Source organism: Sinorhizobium sp. P24N7, from assembly GCF_042436655.1.
Classification (GTDB): domain Bacteria; phylum Pseudomonadota; class Alphaproteobacteria; order Rhizobiales; family Rhizobiaceae; genus Sinorhizobium; species Sinorhizobium meliloti_A.
On record NZ_JBHMIW010000030.1, the window covers coordinates 31969 to 50003 of the forward strand.

The following is an 18035-nucleotide window of genomic DNA, read 5'->3' on the forward strand; positions in this document are numbered from 1 at the left end:
TCCCCGTGGATGCACAAGGGCCGCTGCAATACTTTGAATTGCCGCATGACTTATCCCCAATCCGTTTCCGGCTTGAGGAACCATGCGGTGGCCGGGTCCGAAGGCATCGTCGCGAATCGATGGCCGCCCTCCGCGCTTTCGCGCATCGACCTGGAATCATCTTTAACAATCAGAGATAACAGCAAAAAGTGTCTCTGCGGAAGCGCTGCGGTCAATTCACAGGGAATGTCGGGCCGAAGCTTGTCCAAGCCCGAAAAAAGCCGTCAAATATTGACATGCGAAGCGGCAGTAAGGAGTTCAGCCTATGTTGGAAACAATCCTCGGGGACAACGCCAGCCGGTTCATGATCGCCGCAGGAGCGGTTGCGATCGGTCTCTTGTGCCTGGTCGCCGTGCTTCGGCTCATGCGCAACAAGCCCTCCTCTCCCTTCGTCCGCGGCGGCAAGAACAGGCAGCCGCGGCTTGCGGTGCTCGATGCCGCCGCAGTCGACACGCGTCGGCGGCTGGTGCTCGTCCGCCGCGACGACGTCGAGCACCTGATCATGATCGGCGGCCCGACGGACATCGTGATCGAAAGCCGCATCGCGCCCGAGGGAGAAAATCCGGTTCCGGCCGCACTTCAGGCGGAGCCGGAAGAAAAGACGACCCACGCCCCGATTGCGGAAACCCGGCCTCAGCCGGTTCCTTCCCCTGTCCCGCCCGAACGCCCTCTCCCGACGGAAGCTGCCGCCGATCCCGTTCGGCAACCGGCGCGTCCGAGCGAGCCGCCGCGGGTCACCGCGCGCCCGGAGCCTCCGGTGCGGGTGGTTCCGGATCAGCAAGGCCCCGCACTCGGCTCACCGCAGCCGCAGCAGGTCTCCAGGCCTTTACCTGCGCCTCACATTCCGCCGGTATCAGCCATCGAGCCGTCGCACACCGATTTCAGCGCGGTGCGTGACCGCTCGCTTCCGGTGGAGCCCGCTGCTCGCGAAGAGCGCCCCGTCCCGCTTACGGCGCTCGAGCCGGTAAAGGGCATGCCGGGCCAATCTCTCCCGCCTCGGCCCGCAGCGCCGGAAGCGGCCGCGGAATTCGAGCGCATGCTCGATGCGGAAATCAGCGGCGATCTCCAGCGCTTCTCACCTTCAGGGCCGCCGCGTCCGGAGATCAGGCCCGCCGGTCGCCAGGAACCGGTACTCGGATCGCCTTCGCAGGACCCCCGCAAGGAGCCGACGATCGAAGAGGAAATGGAAAGGATGCTCGCCGATATCTCCGTGAGCCGCAAATTGTAACTCGTACGCCGCGGAACAACGCATCGGTGCCAAATGAAAACGGCGCGGTCGAACCGCGCCGTTTTCGATAGTCCCAACGGTGTCCCGGGACTTATTCGTCCCGGTAGACCTTCTCGCGACGCTCGTGACGTTCCTGCGCCTCGATCGAGAGAGTTGCGATCGGCCGGGCGTCCAGGCGCTTCAGTCCGATCGGCTCCCCGGTTTCCTCGCAGTAGCCGTAGGTGCCTTCATCGAGCCGCTGCAACGCGGCATCGATTTTGGCAATCAACTTCCGCTGACGGTCCCGAGCGCGCAACTCGATCGCCCGGTCCGTTTCGGACGAGGCGCGGTCCGCAAGATCAGGATGATTGGCGCTCTCCTCCGCCAGGTGATCCAGTGTCTCGCGGGCCTCGCGAAGGATGTCGTTTCTCCAGGCATTCAGCTTCGCACGAAAGTATGCCCGGTGGTTCGCATTCATAAAATCCTCGTCCTCCGACAGGACATAGGTACTAAGATCGATCTTCTCACTCAACGCGATTCTCCTGAAGAACATCTCATTGCGGCGGTGTATAGACCTATGGAAGCTCTGATTCAAGCCTTGTAATCAGTGCTTAACTGCATTTTAACACTGCCCGCATCGCAGGCTAACCGGCTAATATTTCATCACAATTACACGCAAAGTCTTGAACGCCGAAATACCGCTCACCGCCGACGGCACCGGCCGCTTGACGTTCCACGGGCGAGCACGGCGGCATTTCGGATTGCGACATTTGGTGCCCGACCCGCATCGGTTCAATGGGCGCACCGGATCAAAAAACCGCGAAACGCGGCTTGATCTTTACGCCGACCGGCGGGACAACGGAGCATCCGCAAGGCGTTTCCAGCCGTTGGCACCAGGGGCGCCTCCATCCTGGGGATTTCCAGCACCGGGTGAATACATGCAAGACAGCGTCGTCCCGGCCTTCCAGCTTCTGCTTCTTCGCCACGCCCGATCGGGCTGGGCTCTGCCCGGCCAGAGCGATTTCGATCGCGCGCTCGACGATGTCGGCTTCGCGGAGGCGGAACTCACGGCACAGTCCGCAGCCGACCATCGCATCAGGCCGGACCTGATTCTTTGTTCGACGGCTGTCCGCTGCCGGCAGACGGCCGAACCGCTATACCGCGCATTTGGCGAAGACATCGACATTCGGTACCTCGACCCACTCTATACCGGTCCCACGACCGTCTATGCCGACCTTGTCGAGGCGCATGCGAGCCGACCCTCGCTGATGATTATCGGGCACAATCCGATGATGGAGGAGCTCTTTCGACGAATTCTGGGCGAAGAACGGGCGGCTGCGGCACTCGCTGACGGATATCCGCCGGCCGGAATGGCGGTGATCGATTTTGCGGCGCGGCCGAAAGCCGGAAGGGCATGGACAGCGACACTTTCGAAGTTCCTCGTTCCCGCCCTTGAAGAAGCCGGGAAAGGATGAAGCCCTGCCAGCCGCTTCCGCCTGCGGAAACGGCGAATTCGCTTCGCCTTGTTGCGCTGACGGAAACATTTCCTATATCGCTCCAGACGCTACGCGGATGCCCGCGACCCGGTTGGGATATCGGCAAATCAAACGTACCGCTCATCATTCCCGAAGGGACGAAACAATTTGGCGCCCATTCTCACCAGTTTCAAAGACGACGCGCTGATCGCCCTGGACAATCTCGCCGACCGCGCCGCGGGTCTCGTCACCCCGTCCGTCAGGCTCGGTGTCACCGGCCTTTCGCGGGCCGGCAAGACCGTTTTCATCTCTTCGCTCGTCCACAACCTGCTGAACGGAGGGAGGCTGCCGGTATTCGAACCGGTCCGGTCGGGCCGGGTATCCAAGATCCGGCTCGAACCGCAGCCCGACGACGCGGTGCCGCGCTTTCAATATGAGGATCACATTGCGGCGCTGGTCCGGGATCGGTCCTGGCCGGATTCGACCAGGGCCATATCGCAGCTGCGGATCACCCTCGATTACGAAAGCGCCAGCGGCTGGAACCGTCTGTTCTCTCCCGGGCGGCTGTCGATCGACATCGTCGATTATCCCGGCGAATGGCTGCTCGATCTGCCGCTGCTCGGCCAGGATTTCCGGCAGTTCAGCGACGCAACGGTTCAACGCGCACGCACCGGCATGCGCGCCGACCTGTCGAGCGAGTGGTTGGGACTTGCCGTCGCGCTCGGAGCCTCGGCGCCGGCCGACGAAGGCAGCGCCCGCCGGCTTGCCGAGAGTTTCACCGCCTATCTCAAGGCCTGCAAGGACGACGACCGGTCCCTCTCCACCCTGCCGCCTGGCCGCTTCCTGATGCCGGGCGACCTCGAAGGGTCGCCGGCGCTTACCTTCTCGCCGCTCCCCGACCTGCCTGCGGGCCGCGCCCCAAAGGGTTCGCTCTGGGCGATGATGGAGCGCCGCTACGAAGCCTACAAGACGCATGTGGTAAAACCGTTCTTCCGCGAACATTTTGCCCGCCTCGACCGCCAGATCGTGCTTGTCGACGCGCTTCAGGCGGTCAACCGCGGCACGGAGGCGCTGAAGGATCTGGAACAGGCTCTGGCAGACGTGCTTGCCTGCTTCCGACCCGGCGTCAACTCCTGGCTGACTTCGTTCGTCACGCGCAAGATCGACCGCGTACTGATCGCCGCCACCAAGGCCGATCACCTGCACCACGAAAGTCACGACCGGCTGGAGCGCATCACGGCTCGCCTCGTCAGCCGGGCGACCGAGCGAATAGGAATGAGCGGGGCGGGCCTTGAGGTCATGGCGCTCGCATCTGTCAGAGCAACGCGGGAGGCCACCGTAGACCACGATGGCCATCGTTTGCCCGTGATCGTCGGAACGCCGATCGCCGGTGAGAAGATCAATGGCGAGATATTCGACGGCGAAAAGAAAACAGCAATATTTCCTGGAGACTTGCCGGAAGATCCTGAACTTCTTTTTGAAGCCGTCGACCGCGTCTCCGCATCGGCCCTATCCGCCTCCGCCCCGGAGCAGGCAATGCCGGAACTGAATTTCGTCCGCTTCCGGCCGCCGCATCTCGAGGAGACGCGCGGCGGTTTGAAACTCTCCGTGCCGCATATCCGGCTCGACAGGGCCATGCAGTTCCTACTCGGAGATCGCCTAGCATGAGTGATGACTTCAACGACCGTCGACGCAGGCCGGCCGCCTTTTCCGTCGAGGCCGAGGAGGCCACCAAACGCGAGATGGAACAGACGCCGCGGCGCCCACCGGGGAGTTTCAGCGAAAAGATCGTCATGACGCCCGATGCCGAGGACCCGTTCATCGGGACCACCGCGGCGATCGAATCGCTCAACCTGCCGGAAGCAAAGCCGCAACGGCGCCGGCTCTCCTTCGGCAAGATCGCCGGGGGGGCTTTCGGCATCCTCATTTCGCTCGCGGTCGGGCTTTGGATCGACCGGCTTGTGCGCGACCTCTTTTCGCGCGCCGACTGGCTTGGCTACGGAGCCGTCGCAGTCGTGGCGATCGGCGTCGTCGCTTTCCTGATCGTGGTCGCGCGCGAAGTCTTCGGCATGATGCAACTGACTGCCGTCCAGACGCTGAAAGCCGATCTGGCCGCGGCCGCCGCGGCCGGAAAGACGCAAGCCGCACGTGCTGCGACCGCGAGGCTCGTTCACCTGCTCGCCGGCAATCCCCGGACGGCCAAGGGCCGTGCCCGCCTGACGGAGACCGAGGGCGATATCATCGATGCACCCCATCTCATCGAACTGACGGAGCGTGAATTGCTGGCGCCGCTCGACCGCGAGGCGCGGCGGATCATTCTTGGCGCCGCGAAGCGGGTGTCGATCGTGACTGCCGTCAGTCCGCGCGCACTCGTGGACCTCGGCTACGTGATCTACGAATCCGCGCGGTTGATCCGTGCCATGGCCGAACTCTACGGCAGCCGCCCGGGCACGCTCGGCCTGCTGCGCCTGATGCGCGACGTCATCGCGCATCTCGCCGTCACCGGCTCGATCGCCGTCGGCGACAGCCTCATCCAGCAGATCCTCGGCCACGGCCTGGCATCCAAGCTGTCCGCCCGCCTCGGCGAGGGCGTGATCAACGGGCTGATGACGGCGCGCATAGGGATCGCGGCGATGGATCTCTGCAGGCCGATGCCGTTTCGCGCGCTGAAGCGCCCCAGTATCGGCGACTTTCTGGGCGACCTGGCGCCCGGCGCCGCACGGTCCGAGGACGCAGCCGGCTGATCGTCGATCGATCGCCGGCGCGCCCTGCCCTCTACGCAAGATAAGCGGCCCAGAAGCCGGGCTGAAACCATCCGTTAACCATTTTCACGGCAATGTAGACGTCAGTTTCCAGCTTGATCCATCAAGGACTGCTCATGCTCTCGCGCCCTTCTCCGATTGTTCGCGGCATTGCCGTTATCGCGCTCGTCGCCGCCGCGGGCCTTGCGACACCCGCGTTCTCCGGCGCCCGTGACAAGGCGTTCTTCGACAGGATTGCCGGGCAATGGAAAGGCCCGGGCGAAATCGTTGCCGGCAAGTACAAGGGCACGAAGTTTACCTGCGATCTTACCGGTGAAGCGGCACCCGGCAACGAAGCCGGCCTGAAACTGGACGGCTTCTGCCGCGTCGGGGTATTCAAGCAGCCGATGTCGGCGACGATCGTCCGGAAGGGCAACAGCTACACCGGAAAGTTCCTGGACGGTGCCGAGGGCAAGGGTCTCGACGTCGTGTCCGGCAGCGTTGCCAAGGACAAGGTGGTCGTCGGGATCAACCGCAAAAAGCTCAATGGCGCGATGATCGCGCGCCTGCACGGCGAAGAAACAATGAACATCACGATCTCGGTGAAGGTCGAGGACACCATGGTTCCGGTCATCGGTGTGAGCCTCAACCGGCAGATGGACGATATCGCCGTCGGTTCGATCGAGTAACCACCCTTCCCGACAGACCTGTACGAGCACGGCTTCTCCGCTTATTGCTCCGCGCGCCACCATTCGACGTTTTCGTCGGCCACTTCGATACCCTTCACATCCGCCCGGCCCAGCCATTCTCTGACTGTCCGTCCGTCGACGGTAAGGTCTGCGGCAAAGTCGGCGAGCGGCTTCAGCACGAAGCCGCGTTCGGTCATGCGCGGATGAGGCAGCGTGAGCGTCGCGCTCGCCCTGTTGAGGTCACCGAAGGTCAGGAGATCGATGTCGATGGTGCGGGGACCCCAGCGCTCCATTCTCACACGCTTCATGGCTCGTTCGATCTCGAGACAGGCGGCAAGCAATGCCTCTGGTTCCAGCGTCGTTTCGACTTCCGCACAGGCGTTGAAGAACCAATCCTGATCCGTCTTGCCCCATGGCGGCGTGCGGTAGAGCCGCGAAACCGCGACGATCCGGCAATCCGACCGCGCATCGAGCGCCCGCAGGGCTTCTGCCATCGACCGGCGCGGATCGCCGAGATTGCCGCCGAGACCGAGTATCGCGTGCCGCCAGCTCCTATTCGGCGACATGCTCGACCGTGACTTCCACGTAGTCCAGGATGCCCGGAACCGGCGCGTTCGGCTTGCGGATGGAGACCTTTGCCCGGCGAATCTGGCGAAAACGGGCGCAAAGCGTCTTGGCGACCTCAAGCGCCAGCGCTTCGATCAGGTAACGCCGGCGTCCAGTGACGATCCTCTCGATCTCGGCGAAGGCGATGCCGTAATGCACGGTGTCGTCGATGCAGTCCTCGGCAAGCGCCGTCCCCTGGTCGACGACCAGTTCCGCATCGACGAAGAAACGCTGCCCGAGAAACTCCTCTTCGTCGAGCACGCCATGGCGGGCAAAGAACGCGCAGTTCTTCAGTGTGATCGTGTAGGTCGCAGTCATGGCTTCATGTCCCGTCAGCTGATCTTTGCGGCCAGCATAGCATCGGCCACCGCTAACGCATCCCTATTGATTGCGACATCGTGTACCCGAAAAATCGCAGCGCCGGCAGTTCTGAGGAGCGCCGTCGTCGCGGCGGTACCGACGTCGCGGTCTTCCGCCTCTCGGCCCGTCACCGCACCGACGAAGCGCTTGCGCGAAGTTCCGACAAGAAGCGGCCGTCGAAACCCATGCAACGCCCTGAAGCGCGCCATCAGTTCGAGGTTCTCGTTCGTGTCCTTCGCGAATCCAAAGCCCGGATCGAGCACGACCCGTTCCCGCGCCACGCCGGCGTCGGCGGCGATCCGCAGAGACCGTTCCAGGAAATGGAACTGATCCTCGATCACATCGCTCAGTTTCTCCCGATCGCGTCCGGTATGCATGATGCAGAGCCCCGCACCCGTCTCGGCCGCCACGGCCGCGATCGCCGGCTCGCGCTGCAACCCGTGCACGTCGTTGACGATGTGGGCGCCGGCGTGAACCGCCAAACGCGCGGTTTCCGCGCGGTAGGTATCGACCGAGATGACGGCCCGGGACTGCCGCGCGATCGCGGCGATAACGGGCAGAACGCGGGCCTGTTCCTCGTCGGCGCTGACCGGTTTGGCGTCCGGTCGCGTGGATTCGCCGCCGATATCCAGGATTTCCGCACCCGCCTCCAATGCGCGCAGCGCAGCTCTGACAGCAGCGTCGGGATCAGCGAAACGCCCGCCGTCGGAAAATGAATCCGGTGTAACATTGATGATCGCCATCAAAACGCCACGCGGGCCCAGTTCGAGATCGCGTCCATGCGCCAATTGCCAGCGCCAGGGCTGAAATGGATCGTATGTCATTGTTCCGGTCCGCAGCTGAACGGTTTGAATTCACCGCCCGTCATGGTGCAAATATATCATTCGAAAGCAACATGTTATGACGCCTTCCTCACACACCTTGCAAGCTTGTCGACGTCGGTTGGGGCCGATTTGTGTTGCGCTGGCTTTGGCTATGCCCCAAGCTTCAATGAAGTTCAACCGGCGAGAACGCGCTTCCATGCCCCGACTACACATCCCGCTGCGTGCAGCCCTGGTCGCATTGCTCGTCGGAGTCCCGTTCGGCAACGCCTCGGGCGAAACACTGATCAGCAAGAGAATCTCCTACTTCTCGATCGGCGGGCGCACGGCCGCAGAACTCGACAAGGCGCTTTCGGCGTCCGGCCCTATGATGAAGAGCACCGGAACGCGGCATCCGGGCGCCACCCGGATCAAGTTCGGCGGCACGGTCACCTATGTTAGTCGCGACGACCGCTGCGCGGTGGGCTCGGCCAAAGTCACGCTCAACACGCGCATCATTCTGCCACGCTGGAAGCATCGTCGACAGGCGGGCCGCGATCTGGCCCTGGTCTGGGACACGCTGGCGAGCGACATCAAGCGCCACGAGGAACGCCATGCGGAGATCGCGCGCATCCACGCGCGCCAGATGGAAAAGGCACTGCTTTCACTGAAAGCCGAGGACAGTTGCGAGCGCATGCAGGCCCGGGTAGCGGAAGTAAGCGCCGAAGAAGTCGAGCGGCACGACAAGGACCAGGCGCGCTTCGACCGCACCGAGGCGGCGAATTTCGACCGGCGGATGATCCGGTTGCTGCAATACCGCCTCGAAAGCCTGAAGAAGAACGCCAAGGCCCGCTGATGGCGTGAGGCAGGCCGTGCATCGCCGCGGCGCGAAGCGCGGGACCGTGTCCGCGCTTTCGATCGGAATACCCCAAAGAAACGGTGGGATATAGTTTCCGCTTCAGAAGAAAACGCCGGGAACCCACAGTATTTTACTGGCGGAATCTAGTGATAGCGGGGCGCAGCCGACTCAGCTATATTAAAGTCATGCAACGAGCGGAGGAACCGAAGTTCAACTGCTCGATGAAGTTGACATTGGATTGCGGATCAATACCGAGATCTCGCGTTTTAGTGGCAACCGGCGTGAGTTTGGCTTCGTCGTCTTCGGCTATTGCAGCATTATCCGGACGATGAGGCAGCACAGGTTCTCCTGGCGTGTCCTGGTGCGGCAGATGTTCCCTCCCTCATCTGCATGCGATGCGCCCTCCTAGCCTCGCTTGTCGATTGACCGGCGAGGCTTTTTTTTTGCAACGACGGCCCGTTCGAGCCGATCAGGCCTGGCGCTCGGGGACATGAACGACAAGCCCGTCCAGAGCTTCGCTCATCTTGATCTGACAGGAGAGACGCGAGGTCGGACGCACGTCGTAGGCGAAGTCCAGCATATCCTCTTCCATCGCTTCCGGCGTGCCGACCTGCGCCGCCCAGGCCTCGTCGACATAGACATGACAGGTGGCGCAGGCACAGGCCCCGCCGCACTCCGCCTCGATCCCGGGGACCGAATTGCGAACCGCATTCTCCATGACCGTGGAGCCGTTCTCGACATCGAGTTCGTGGCGCGCGCCGTCAAAGGCTACGATCGTAAGTTTTGTCATTTTTCTTTCCGGAACGAATTGAGGGGCCGGCCGGCTGGCACAGGGCTTGTCAGGACTAGGCGGTGCCCCGGCTTTGAATTCAGGGCACGTTCTTCCAACAAATCAACCGGCCAGTCAACACAATGCGGCCGGTCCGCACAGCCTCAAATTGCCGCGGCGGTCGGGCAGATCGCGTTTAATGATAGGTTTTAAGCCATCCCGCCCAAAAGTGCGCAGCGGTTTTGGGACAACGACATGCACAATAACGACAAGCTGCAGCCAGATCACGTTCATGTTTCTAGGTCGGGGTCGACCGACATGAGCGTGACCGGCCCCAAAAAGTTAGAGCGGGATGCGAGCGGAAAACCGCGCCCGCTTTCCTCACCCGCTCTTGCGCCCGATAGGTGCGCGCGCTTCAGGTCAACGGCAGAGTTTCAAAACGAAGAGCTCAGCCTCGAGAACGGCAGCGCCGAGAGCGCTCCGCAGAGCAGCATCGGCGGGACATGTCTCGATGGCGGCTGCAGCCTCGGCGACCGCGACCGCACCGACCGCGAGAGCCGCCCCCTTCAGACGGTGGGCCTCCTGGCTGCAGGCCTCTGCGTCACGTTCCGCCATCTCGGCCATCGCCTGACGTGCCTGACGCGCAAAGAGCTTCAGAACCTCGATCTCGAGCGCCGTGTCCCCCATGGTCTGTCTGTAGAGATGCGCAAGGTCGATGGGATTCCTGCTGGAGGGAGTGGAACTTGCGGGGATGTCCGGTGCCTCGAAGGCTATTTTGAGTGCCGCCATGGGCTCGCTTCCTACAATCGATTTCGCGTAAACAATCGCACCGTTTTCAAACAGGAATATCGGTGCGCGGCACTGCCATTGACCTAAAACGCGGCGCAATGGAGGCAGAAAAATTGAGGAAATGGTTAACGACCATTAAACCGGCTGATTCCCTTGGCTTTTCGGGTCCCGAGCGCTCGCTTCCGTTAAGAAATCATTAGGATTTTAATGAATGGGGAACGCTCATAATTGTAAGAGCCCGGCTAATGTGTCACTACGATACGATTAGGAACGGGTCCGTATATGAAAATGGCAACTGTTCCGGTGGATAAGCTGCGTCCCAAGGTGTCGCAGGGCATAGGCTGCGGCTATCCATCGAGGCGATGTAATGGGTGATCAGTCAATCTGTGGCTTCGTTGCGAAGCTTGGACCTTGCGGTCACCGCCCTGGTTCGGATGTTCCGCTGGGCACCTGGCGGCACAGGAAGACGGCCATCATCGGGCAATAGTAGTGAGGCGTATCCGTATGGCGACGAAGAAGACCAACGAGTCGATCGACGAAAAGGCGTTCCAGGCGCTGGAAGCTGCCCTGAAGATCGACTTTGACGACCTGAAGTCGGCCTTGAACGACGAGACTTCCCTGGACGAGCCGGTGCCGGAAAGTGTGTCCGAGAGCGCCCGCCAGGCCGCCGGTTCCGGTGAGGCCCGCGCCGCACGAACGCAACAGGAAGCTGCGAAGCCCGCGCGCGGCGCCGAAGCACCGCGCAGTTTTGCGAGCGAAATGGCTCCGAAGCAGCCCCCCCTGGCGCCGGCCAACGATGACACGCGCAAATCCCCGGCCGCCATGCTGCGCTCGCTGGAGGTCCGCTCGAGCCGCGCGGCAATCCGCGTCGCTGCGATCGTCTCGCTGGTCTGGACAGTGGCCGGACTCGGCGTCGCCCACCTTCTTTATGCGCCCGGGATCTGGCAGATCCGCTCTCTCGGCGATCTCGCGGCAATGCCTGGAGCGATCGGCATCCTGCTCGGCATCGCCCTGCCCGTCATGCTCTTCTTCTCCTTCGCGATCATGATCGCGCGTGCTCAGGAACTGCGCAGCGCCGCGCGTTCGATGGCAGAGGTCGCGATGCGCCTCGCCGAGCCGGAAACCAATGCCGCCGACCGCGTCATGACGGTCGGTCAGGCCGTGCGCCGCGAAGTCTCGGCGATGAACGAGGGCATCGAGCGCACCATCGCCCGGGCAACCGAGCTCGAAGCGCTCGTGCATTCGGAAGTCAGCGCACTCGAGCGCAGCTACAGCGAAAACGAACTGCGTGTCCGCACGCTCGTCCAGGAGCTCGGTCTCGAACGCGAGGCGATCATCGGCCATTCGGATCGGATCCGCACGGCTATCGCCGGCGCGCATACCAAGCTGAAGGACGATCTCGAAACTGCAAGCGAGGACATTGCGTCGCGCATCGCCGTTTCCGGGGAGGCCTTCGCTTCCCTCATCGATACCCGGGCCGCGGCACTTACCGACAAATCGGACCATGCGCTCGAAAATCTGAGCACCATGCTGACCACGCGGACCGACGCATTGCTTTCGGGCCTTACGACCGCGGGAGTGGCGCTCAGCAACGAGTTCGACGCGCGTCTCGATGCGCTCAGCGATAACCTGACGCAGCGTGGCGAGCAGTTGCTCAGCCAATTCGAAACCCGTGCCTCGACGCTCGACGCCAATACCGAGAAGCTCAACGCCGCCCTGAACGAACGCGCCCGTCAGCTCAACGAGACGCTGATCGCCCGCACACGTGACCTCAATGAGAGCCTCAGGATAGGCCAGCAGGCGATTTCCGGCGGTCTCGACGACGTGCTTTCCTCGCTCAACTCGGCCCTTGACGAAAAGGGAGCGAGCTTCCGCCAGAGCCTCAAGTCGAGCGCCGACGACGCCATCATGGATCTCGATCTGCGCGGCGGCTTTTTCGAGGAAAAGCTGCAGACGACGGTCGGCCAGTTGGCAAGCGCCTTCGACGAACGCTTCCACGAATTTGCAAGCGCCTTCGACAAGCGGGCCAGCCAGCTCGACACCAAGCTCATGGAAAGCCTCCACCGGATCAACGAGACCGTTTCCGGCGGCTCGGAGGCGATCGGCGGCGCCCTTGACAGCAGCGTGGACAAGATCAATTCGGCGCTGTCCGACCAGTCGCTCACCCTGGCAACGGCGCTCGGCGCGACGCAGGACTTCATCGAGGAGACGATCGGCAGCCGCACCGCCGAGCTCAGCAGCCTGATCGGCAACGCGCACAACCGCATCGAGAGCGTGCTTTCGGACAAGACCGGCTCGCTGATGGGCGCGCTGACCGAAGCGCAGGAGCGCATCGAAAACGGCTTCGGCCAGCGTGCCGATGCGCTTGCCAACGCGCTGACGGCGAGCGAGCGAAGCCTGACGGACGGACTAGACTCCCGTACATCGGCCTTCATCGAGGGCTTGCAGTCTGCTCATGCCCGCATCGAGCAGACTCTTACCGGCTCCATCGACGAGATCACGAGCGCGATCGCCGCAAGCCAGCATCGGCTCGACAACACGCTTTCGGAACGGACCGCCGCGCTGTCGACCGCCCTCGCCTCAGGAACAAGCGTCATCGAAAGCGCCGTCGGCGGCACAGCAGACCGGCTTGAGCGTGTCCTTTCCGAGCGCGGGCAGTCGATCACCGACGCACTGTCCCACCAGACAGCGGCGCTCGACGGCGTGCTCGCCGAGCGCGCGACGCAAATCAATTCCACCATGTCGGCCCGCGCCAGCGAAATGGCTGACTCGCTCAGCCGTCATGCCGAGGACGTCGCCGACAGCCTTACTTTCCGCGCCATGGCGGTCGCCGAGACCATGACCGACCGCGTCGGCGAGATCGAAAACAAGCTTTCGCAGAGCGTCTCCGAAGTCGCCGAAAACCTGGGCGGCCGCGTCAGCCTGATCGCCGATACGCTCACCGATACCAGCGCCCGCATTGCCGAGGACCTGAGCAGCCGAGTCGGAAAGATTTCCGAGACGCTGGCCGGTACCAGCGCCGAAATCGCGGAAGCGCTTACCGCCCGCACGTCGGAAGCAACGGCTTCGCTTGCAGGAAAAGCGGCCGAGATCGAACAGACGCTCACCGGCAGGGCCTCGCACCTTCGCGATACGCTGACGACGACGCACGACGAGATCCGTTCGACGCTCGACGACCGGATCACGGCGATCAACCTTGCCGTCGGCCAGGGCCGCGAGCAGCTGGAAGAACTGCTCTCGGATCAGTCCATGGCGATGGCAACCACCCTGGCGACCAGCGCCAGCATGCTCGAAATGTCGCTGGAAGAGCGCCAGGCATCGATCGCCGGTGCGATCGAGCGCAGCACCGAGGCGCTCGCCGCCCGCACGTCGGAAGCAACCGCATCGCTTGCCGACAAGGCCACCGAGATCGATCGGACGCTCTCCGGCAAGGCCGCGCAGCTGCGCGACACGCTGGCGACCACCCATGAGCAATTGCGCACGACCCTCGACGAGCGGATCAACACCATCAACCTCTCGGTTGGCCAGGGACGCGAGCGGCTCGAAGAGTTGCTGTCCGACCAGTCGATGGCGATGGCCACCACACTGGCGACCAGCGCCAGCATGCTCGAAATGTCGCTGGAAGAGCGCCAGGCATCGATCGCCGGAGCGATCGATCGCAGCGCCGAGGCGCTCGACTCCCGTATGCGCTCGACGACGGGCGAGATTGCGGAACGTCTGGCCGAAACAGCCGATCAGATCAGTCTGGCGGCCGACACGCTCACCAATCGCGTCGACATTTCGATCAGCGGCGTCAATAGCCGCCTCGACGAAACCGGCGCGCGCATCGAGACAAGCCTCGGTTCGCTCGAAGAACGCATCCGCGGCAGCGTCGGCGACGTCGACGCCATTCTCGGCGAAACCGGCGCACGCATCGAAACGAGCCTCGGCTCCCTCGAAGAGCGCATCCGCGGCAGCGTGGGCGATGTCGACGCCATTCTCGGTGATACCGGCGCGCGCATCGAAACGAGCCTCGGCTCCCTCGAGGAGCGCATCCGCGACAGCGTCGGCAGCGTCAATGCGATCGTCGACAATGCCGGCCAGCGGATCGCCGACAGCCTCGGTGAGCGCGCAGGCGAAATCGACCGGATCAGCGAGGCTGCGGCAACGCGCATATCGACTGCCATCGAAGCCGGCACGGGCCGGATCGAGGAGCGGCTCGGCACGATGGATCGGGCCCTCAATATCGGCCTCGACAACGTAAACCGCACGATCGAAGGGAAAGCTGCGGCGCTCGTAACCAGCCTGCGTGGTGCCGTCAGCGACGCCACCCAGGAGATCGACGCGGAAGCCGCCCGGTCGGCCGGGCTCCTGTCCAAGGCCGGCGCCGACTTCGCGGGTGCGCTCGCCGCGAGCAACGCCGAATTTGCATCGTCGATCGAGCAAACCGCATCGGCCACGGCCGCACGCCACGCCGATCTCGCCCGCTCGGTCGCGGAAGCCGCGGACACGGCGACCGCCCGATTGGCCTCGACCAACAGCCAGATCGCGACCCATGCCAAGAGCATTCAGCAGAGCCTGACCGAGGCGGAGAAAGCGCTCGATGCGCGCGGCCAGTCCATCCGCAGCACGCTCGACGAAAGCACCCGCGAACTCAACTCGATGCTTGCCGGGCGCTCGATGGAACTGTCGCGTCTTCTCGACGAGCAGGCTCGCCCTGTCATCGAACAATACGCCGCCACCGGCAAGGAGGCCGCCGAACGCATCGCTTCCCTCACCCAGGAAAGCGCCGACCGCCTGCGTGCCGAAAACGCCGCGCTCATCAACGCCATTACCGAACGGACCGGCGAGACGCTCGACGCCATCTCGTTGCGTGCGGAAGAGACCGCCAAGGCGATGAAAATGGTCGAGAACCGGCTGCAGTCGACGGCCATGGGCCTGATCGATCAGCTTGCGTCGAGCAATTCGGCGATCGCCACGGTCATCGACCAGGCGAGCGGCAATCTCGGAGACATGGACCAGCGGCTCGAGGCGACCGCCGCAAAGGTCTCGGAAACGGCGCGGCAAGCCTCCGACATGCTCTCCACCTCGACCCGCCTGATCGAAGGCAAAGTCGACAAGCTGTCGGACATTTCCTCCTCGACATTGTCGCAGATCGGCGGCATCGTCGGCCGCTTCGAAGACCATTCGAAGGTTCTCGGACAGGCTTCCGACCTCCTGGCGGCCGCCCAGTCGAACCTTGTGAGCACGCTCGAAGAGCGCCAGGACGCGCTTCGGACACTCTCGGTCGGCCTCGTCCAGCGTTCGGAGGAGATCGAGCGGACCATGCGTGCGCTCGAGGGCTTCGTCGACGGCGCCTTCCAGCGCGCCGAGGAACGCTCCGGTCAGGTTGCCGGCAACCTGCGCAGCGGGATCCAAACCTCCTTCGCCGATGTGGGCCGACTGCTGTCGAACACCGAACAGCGGGCAACCGAGGCGGCAGAGGCCCTGCGCGATACGCTTGTGAAGGCGAGCGATGAAGCCGCCGCTTCGGTCGAAGGGGTCTTCTCGCAGGCCGAGGAACGCTCACGCCAGATCGCCGACAGACTGCGCTCCGGCGTCGAGACGTCCTTCGCCGACGCAAACAAGACGCTTTCGCAGGTCGAAGGACGTGCACTCAGCGCCTCCGAGGCCCTGCGGCAAGTCGTGGCAAAGACCGGCGAGGAAGCCGGCCAGGCGCTCGAAGGCGCGTTCGCCACCGTGGAAGAGCGTGCCAAGGACGCGGCCTCGCGGCTGCGCGGCAGTATCGGTGCGTCGGTCTCCGACGTCGAGCGTATGCTGGCCGAGAGCGGCAAGAAGTCCGATGGCGTCGCAGCACAGTTGCGCGAAGCCGTCCGCCAGGCGATCGAGGATGCGATCGGCCGTTTCAACGGCGCAACCGACGACATCCGTCGTTCCGCCGGCGAAATCCGCAAGGAACTCGACATGACGCGCGAAGAATTGAAGCGCGGCGCTTTCGACCTTCCGGAAGAGGCCAAGGAAAATGCCGCGCTGATGCGGCGCGCCGTCGGCGAACAGATCAAGGCTCTGCAGGAACTGTCCGAGATCATCGGCAAGTCTTCCTCGCAGCTCGAAGTCGCCCAGCCGGTTCGCCAGCAGGAAGCCCCCGCTGCCCCGGCAGCCCGCGTCGTCGCGCCACAAGCCGTCGCACCGCAGTCATCGCTGCCGCAAGCCGCCGTGCCGCAACCTGCCGCACCGCAGCCGGCTCCGAATGCCGCTCTGCGCGGAAGCCTGGGCATAGAGCAGGCCACCCGCCCGCTGCAGCCTGCCCGGCCGCCGGCAACGGAGGAACGCGCCGAAGAGGGCGGCGGCTGGATGCGCGATCTCCTGCGCGCGGCTTCCCGCGAGGAAGAGCCTGCAGCAGCGCGGCCGCGCTCGGCGGAAAGCCAACCGGTGGCAAAAGCCGGCGACAGCCGCAACCCTCGCCATGTGGTCGAGTCGCTGAATTCGCTCTCGGTGGACATCGCGCGTGCAATCGACCACGACGCCTCCGTCGAGCTTTGGCGTCGCTATCAGCGCGGCGAACGGGACGTCTTCACCCGCCGCCTCTACACGCTGAAGGGGCAGCAGACCTTCGACGAAATCAAGCGCAAATACGATCGCGAACCGGAGTTCCGCACCGCCGTCGACCGCTATATCGCCGACTTCGAGAAGCTGCTCGCCGATGTGGCGCGCAACGATCCCGACAAGCGCATCACCCAGACCTACCTGACGTCCGATACGGGCAAGGTCTACACCATGCTTGCCCACGCGGCAGGGCGCTTCAGCTGACACGGACAGCAATCGGTCTCTCGGGAACGGCCTCGTCGCAAGACGGGGCCGTTTCTATTCATCTCTCCTCTTCCTCATCTCTCTCTGTGCTCGTCACGGAGATGAGGGCAGCGCCGCGTCTGCGGCGCGGAAGAGCCTTTCCAGCCCAAGGACTTGGTCTGGCTGGATTCCTGTGACGAGCACAGGAATGAGGGACCGGGGATGTCCCGCTACTACATCGAAGCGAAGCGGGACGCTGTAAACGGGCCTGGCCCGCGACCTTTCCGCGCCGCCTCGCTATCTTCACGGTTTATGAAACGCGCCGAGGGGTCGCACCCTCTCGACCCTCATCCCTGTGCTTGTCACAGAGATCCAGCAGCGCCGCGTCTGCGGCGCGGAAGAGCCTTTCCAGCCCAAGGACTTGGGCTGGCTGGATTCCTGTGACAAGCACAGGAATGAGGGACCGGGAAGTGCGGCCACTACATCGAAGCGGAGCGGGACGCTGTATACGGGCGTGGCCGCGACCTGTCGTGTCGCCTCGCTATCTTCACGGTTTATGAAGCGCGCCGAGGGACCGCACCCTCTCCTCACCTCATCCCTGTGCTCGTCACAGGGATCCAGCAGCGCCGCGTCTGCGGCGCGGGAAGCGTTCTTTCAGCCCAAGGACTTGGTCTGGCTGGATTCCTGTGACAAGCACAGGAATGAGGGACCGAGATGTGCGGCTACTACAACTATTGCTTGCGAATATGCGAGGGAATGGTCAGCCTATGACGCAATGAAAGGTTACGTCTACATTCTCGCATCGAGACGCTGTATACGGGCGTGACCCGGGACCCTCCGCGCCGCCTCGCCATCTTCACGGTTTATGAACCGCGCCGAGGGGCCGCACCCTCTTCGTCCTCATCCCTTATGTGGACGGCTCCCCCTTGCAAG

Annotated in this window: 13 protein-coding genes; 7 read left to right on the plus strand and 6 right to left on the minus strand. The window is 63.6% G+C overall.

Annotated features, from left to right (window positions below; all coding sequences use genetic code 11):
* Positions 1–304 precede the first annotated feature (304 nt).
* Complete coding sequence (locus ACFHWW_RS33090; protein ID WP_379943548.1) at positions 305–1267, plus strand: flagellar biosynthetic protein FliO; 963 nt, start codon at positions 305–307, stop codon at positions 1265–1267.
* A 91-nt stretch (positions 1268–1358) separates the two neighbouring features.
* Here ACFHWW_RS33090 and dksA read toward each other — a convergent pair whose 3' ends face one another.
* Positions 1359–1778: an RNA polymerase-binding protein DksA gene (gene dksA, locus ACFHWW_RS33095; RefSeq protein WP_003532995.1), complete on the minus strand. Its 420-nt coding sequence runs from the start codon at positions 1776–1778 to the stop codon at positions 1359–1361.
* A 406-nt stretch (positions 1779–2184) separates the two neighbouring features.
* Here dksA and ACFHWW_RS33100 point away from each other — a divergent pair, with 406 nt between their 5' ends.
* The 4 genes from ACFHWW_RS33100 to ACFHWW_RS33115 all read left to right on the plus strand — a co-directional run bounded on the left by ACFHWW_RS33100 (position 2185) and on the right by ACFHWW_RS33115 (position 6151).
* On the plus strand, positions 2185–2721 hold the full coding sequence (locus ACFHWW_RS33100; RefSeq protein ID WP_379943551.1) for a SixA phosphatase family protein: 537 nt from the start codon (positions 2185–2187) through the stop codon (positions 2719–2721).
* A 168-nt stretch (positions 2722–2889) separates the two neighbouring features.
* Entirely contained in the window at positions 2890–4389 is a 1500-nt protein-coding gene (locus ACFHWW_RS33105) for a YcjX family protein (protein ID WP_275597840.1), read from the plus strand.
* The gene (locus ACFHWW_RS33110; RefSeq protein WP_379943553.1) at positions 4386–5465 is read left to right on the plus strand and encodes a YcjF family protein; all 1080 of its coding nucleotides are present in this window, start codon (positions 4386–4388) and stop codon (positions 5463–5465) included. Before ACFHWW_RS33105 ends, ACFHWW_RS33110 begins: the two co-directional genes overlap by 4 nt.
* 134 nt (positions 5466–5599) lie before the next feature.
* Complete coding sequence (locus tag ACFHWW_RS33115; protein ID WP_018095108.1) at positions 5600–6151, plus strand: hypothetical protein; 552 nt, start codon at positions 5600–5602, stop codon at positions 6149–6151.
* Positions 6152–6192: 41 nt separating this feature from the next.
* Here the strand turns inward: ACFHWW_RS33115 and folK are convergent, their stop codons facing one another.
* From folK to folP, 3 genes are read right to left on the minus strand one after another with little or no spacing between them, the layout of a single operon-like run.
* A complete protein-coding gene (gene folK, locus ACFHWW_RS33120; protein WP_100673125.1) occupies positions 6193–6717 on the minus strand; it encodes a 2-amino-4-hydroxy-6-hydroxymethyldihydropteridine diphosphokinase in 525 nt (174 codons plus the stop codon).
* Positions 6704–7075 (minus strand): dihydroneopterin aldolase, encoded by a 372-nt coding sequence (gene folB / locus ACFHWW_RS33125; protein ID WP_018095110.1) that lies wholly within the window; start codon positions 7073–7075, stop codon positions 6704–6706. Before folB ends, folK begins: the two co-directional genes overlap by 14 nt.
* A 14-nt stretch (positions 7076–7089) precedes the next feature.
* Positions 7090–7941, minus strand: a complete 852-nt coding sequence (folP, locus tag ACFHWW_RS33130) for a dihydropteroate synthase (protein WP_275597839.1) — start codon at positions 7939–7941, stop codon at positions 7090–7092.
* A gap of 196 nt (positions 7942–8137) precedes the next feature.
* Here folP and ACFHWW_RS33135 point away from each other — a divergent pair, with 196 nt between their 5' ends.
* On the plus strand, positions 8138–8773 hold the full coding sequence (locus tag ACFHWW_RS33135; RefSeq protein WP_275597838.1) for a DUF922 domain-containing Zn-dependent protease: 636 nt from the start codon (positions 8138–8140) through the stop codon (positions 8771–8773).
* A gap of 472 nt (positions 8774–9245) precedes the next feature.
* Here the strand turns inward: ACFHWW_RS33135 and ACFHWW_RS33140 are convergent, their stop codons facing one another.
* Positions 9246–9566: a 2Fe-2S iron-sulfur cluster-binding protein gene (locus ACFHWW_RS33140; RefSeq protein WP_029957011.1), complete on the minus strand. Its 321-nt coding sequence runs from the start codon at positions 9564–9566 to the stop codon at positions 9246–9248.
* 399 nt (positions 9567–9965) lie between these two features.
* Positions 9966–10334 (minus strand): Hpt domain-containing protein, encoded by a 369-nt coding sequence (locus ACFHWW_RS33145; protein WP_018095114.1) that lies wholly within the window; start codon positions 10332–10334, stop codon positions 9966–9968.
* A 504-nt stretch (positions 10335–10838) separates the two neighbouring features.
* Here ACFHWW_RS33145 and ACFHWW_RS33150 point away from each other — a divergent pair.
* Entirely contained in the window at positions 10839–17123 is a 6285-nt protein-coding gene (locus ACFHWW_RS33150) for a kinesin (protein WP_379943557.1), read from the plus strand.
* The last annotated feature ends 912 nt before the right edge of the window (positions 17124–18035 follow it).

Excerpts from the sequence above, each read along its gene's own strand:
- ACFHWW_RS33090 (WP_379943548.1), top strand. The coding sequence starts at position 305 with ATGTTGGAAACAATCCTCGGGGACAACGCCAGCCGGTTCATGATCGCC.
- ACFHWW_RS33100 (WP_379943551.1), top strand. The coding sequence starts at position 2,185 with ATGCAAGACAGCGTCGTCCCGGCCTTCCAGCTTCTGCTTCTTCGCCAC.
- ACFHWW_RS33110 (WP_379943553.1), top strand. The coding sequence starts at position 4,386 with ATGAGTGATGACTTCAACGACCGTCGACGCAGGCCGGCCGCCTTTTCC.
- ACFHWW_RS33115 (WP_018095108.1), top strand. The coding sequence starts at position 5,600 with ATGCTCTCGCGCCCTTCTCCGATTGTTCGCGGCATTGCCGTTATCGCG.
- folK (WP_100673125.1), bottom strand. The coding sequence starts at position 6,717 with ATGTCGCCGAATAGGAGCTGGCGGCACGCGATACTCGGTCTCGGCGGC.
- folB (WP_018095110.1), bottom strand. The coding sequence starts at position 7,075 with ATGACTGCGACCTACACGATCACACTGAAGAACTGCGCGTTCTTTGCC.
- folP (WP_275597839.1), bottom strand. The coding sequence starts at position 7,941 with ATGACATACGATCCATTTCAGCCCTGGCGCTGGCAATTGGCGCATGGA.
- ACFHWW_RS33135 (WP_275597838.1), top strand. The coding sequence starts at position 8,138 with ATGCCCCGACTACACATCCCGCTGCGTGCAGCCCTGGTCGCATTGCTC.
- ACFHWW_RS33140 (WP_029957011.1), bottom strand. The coding sequence starts at position 9,566 with ATGACAAAACTTACGATCGTAGCCTTTGACGGCGCGCGCCACGAACTC.
- ACFHWW_RS33145 (WP_018095114.1), bottom strand. The coding sequence starts at position 10,334 with ATGGCGGCACTCAAAATAGCCTTCGAGGCACCGGACATCCCCGCAAGT.
- ACFHWW_RS33150 (WP_379943557.1), top strand. The coding sequence starts at position 10,839 with ATGGCGACGAAGAAGACCAACGAGTCGATCGACGAAAAGGCGTTCCAG.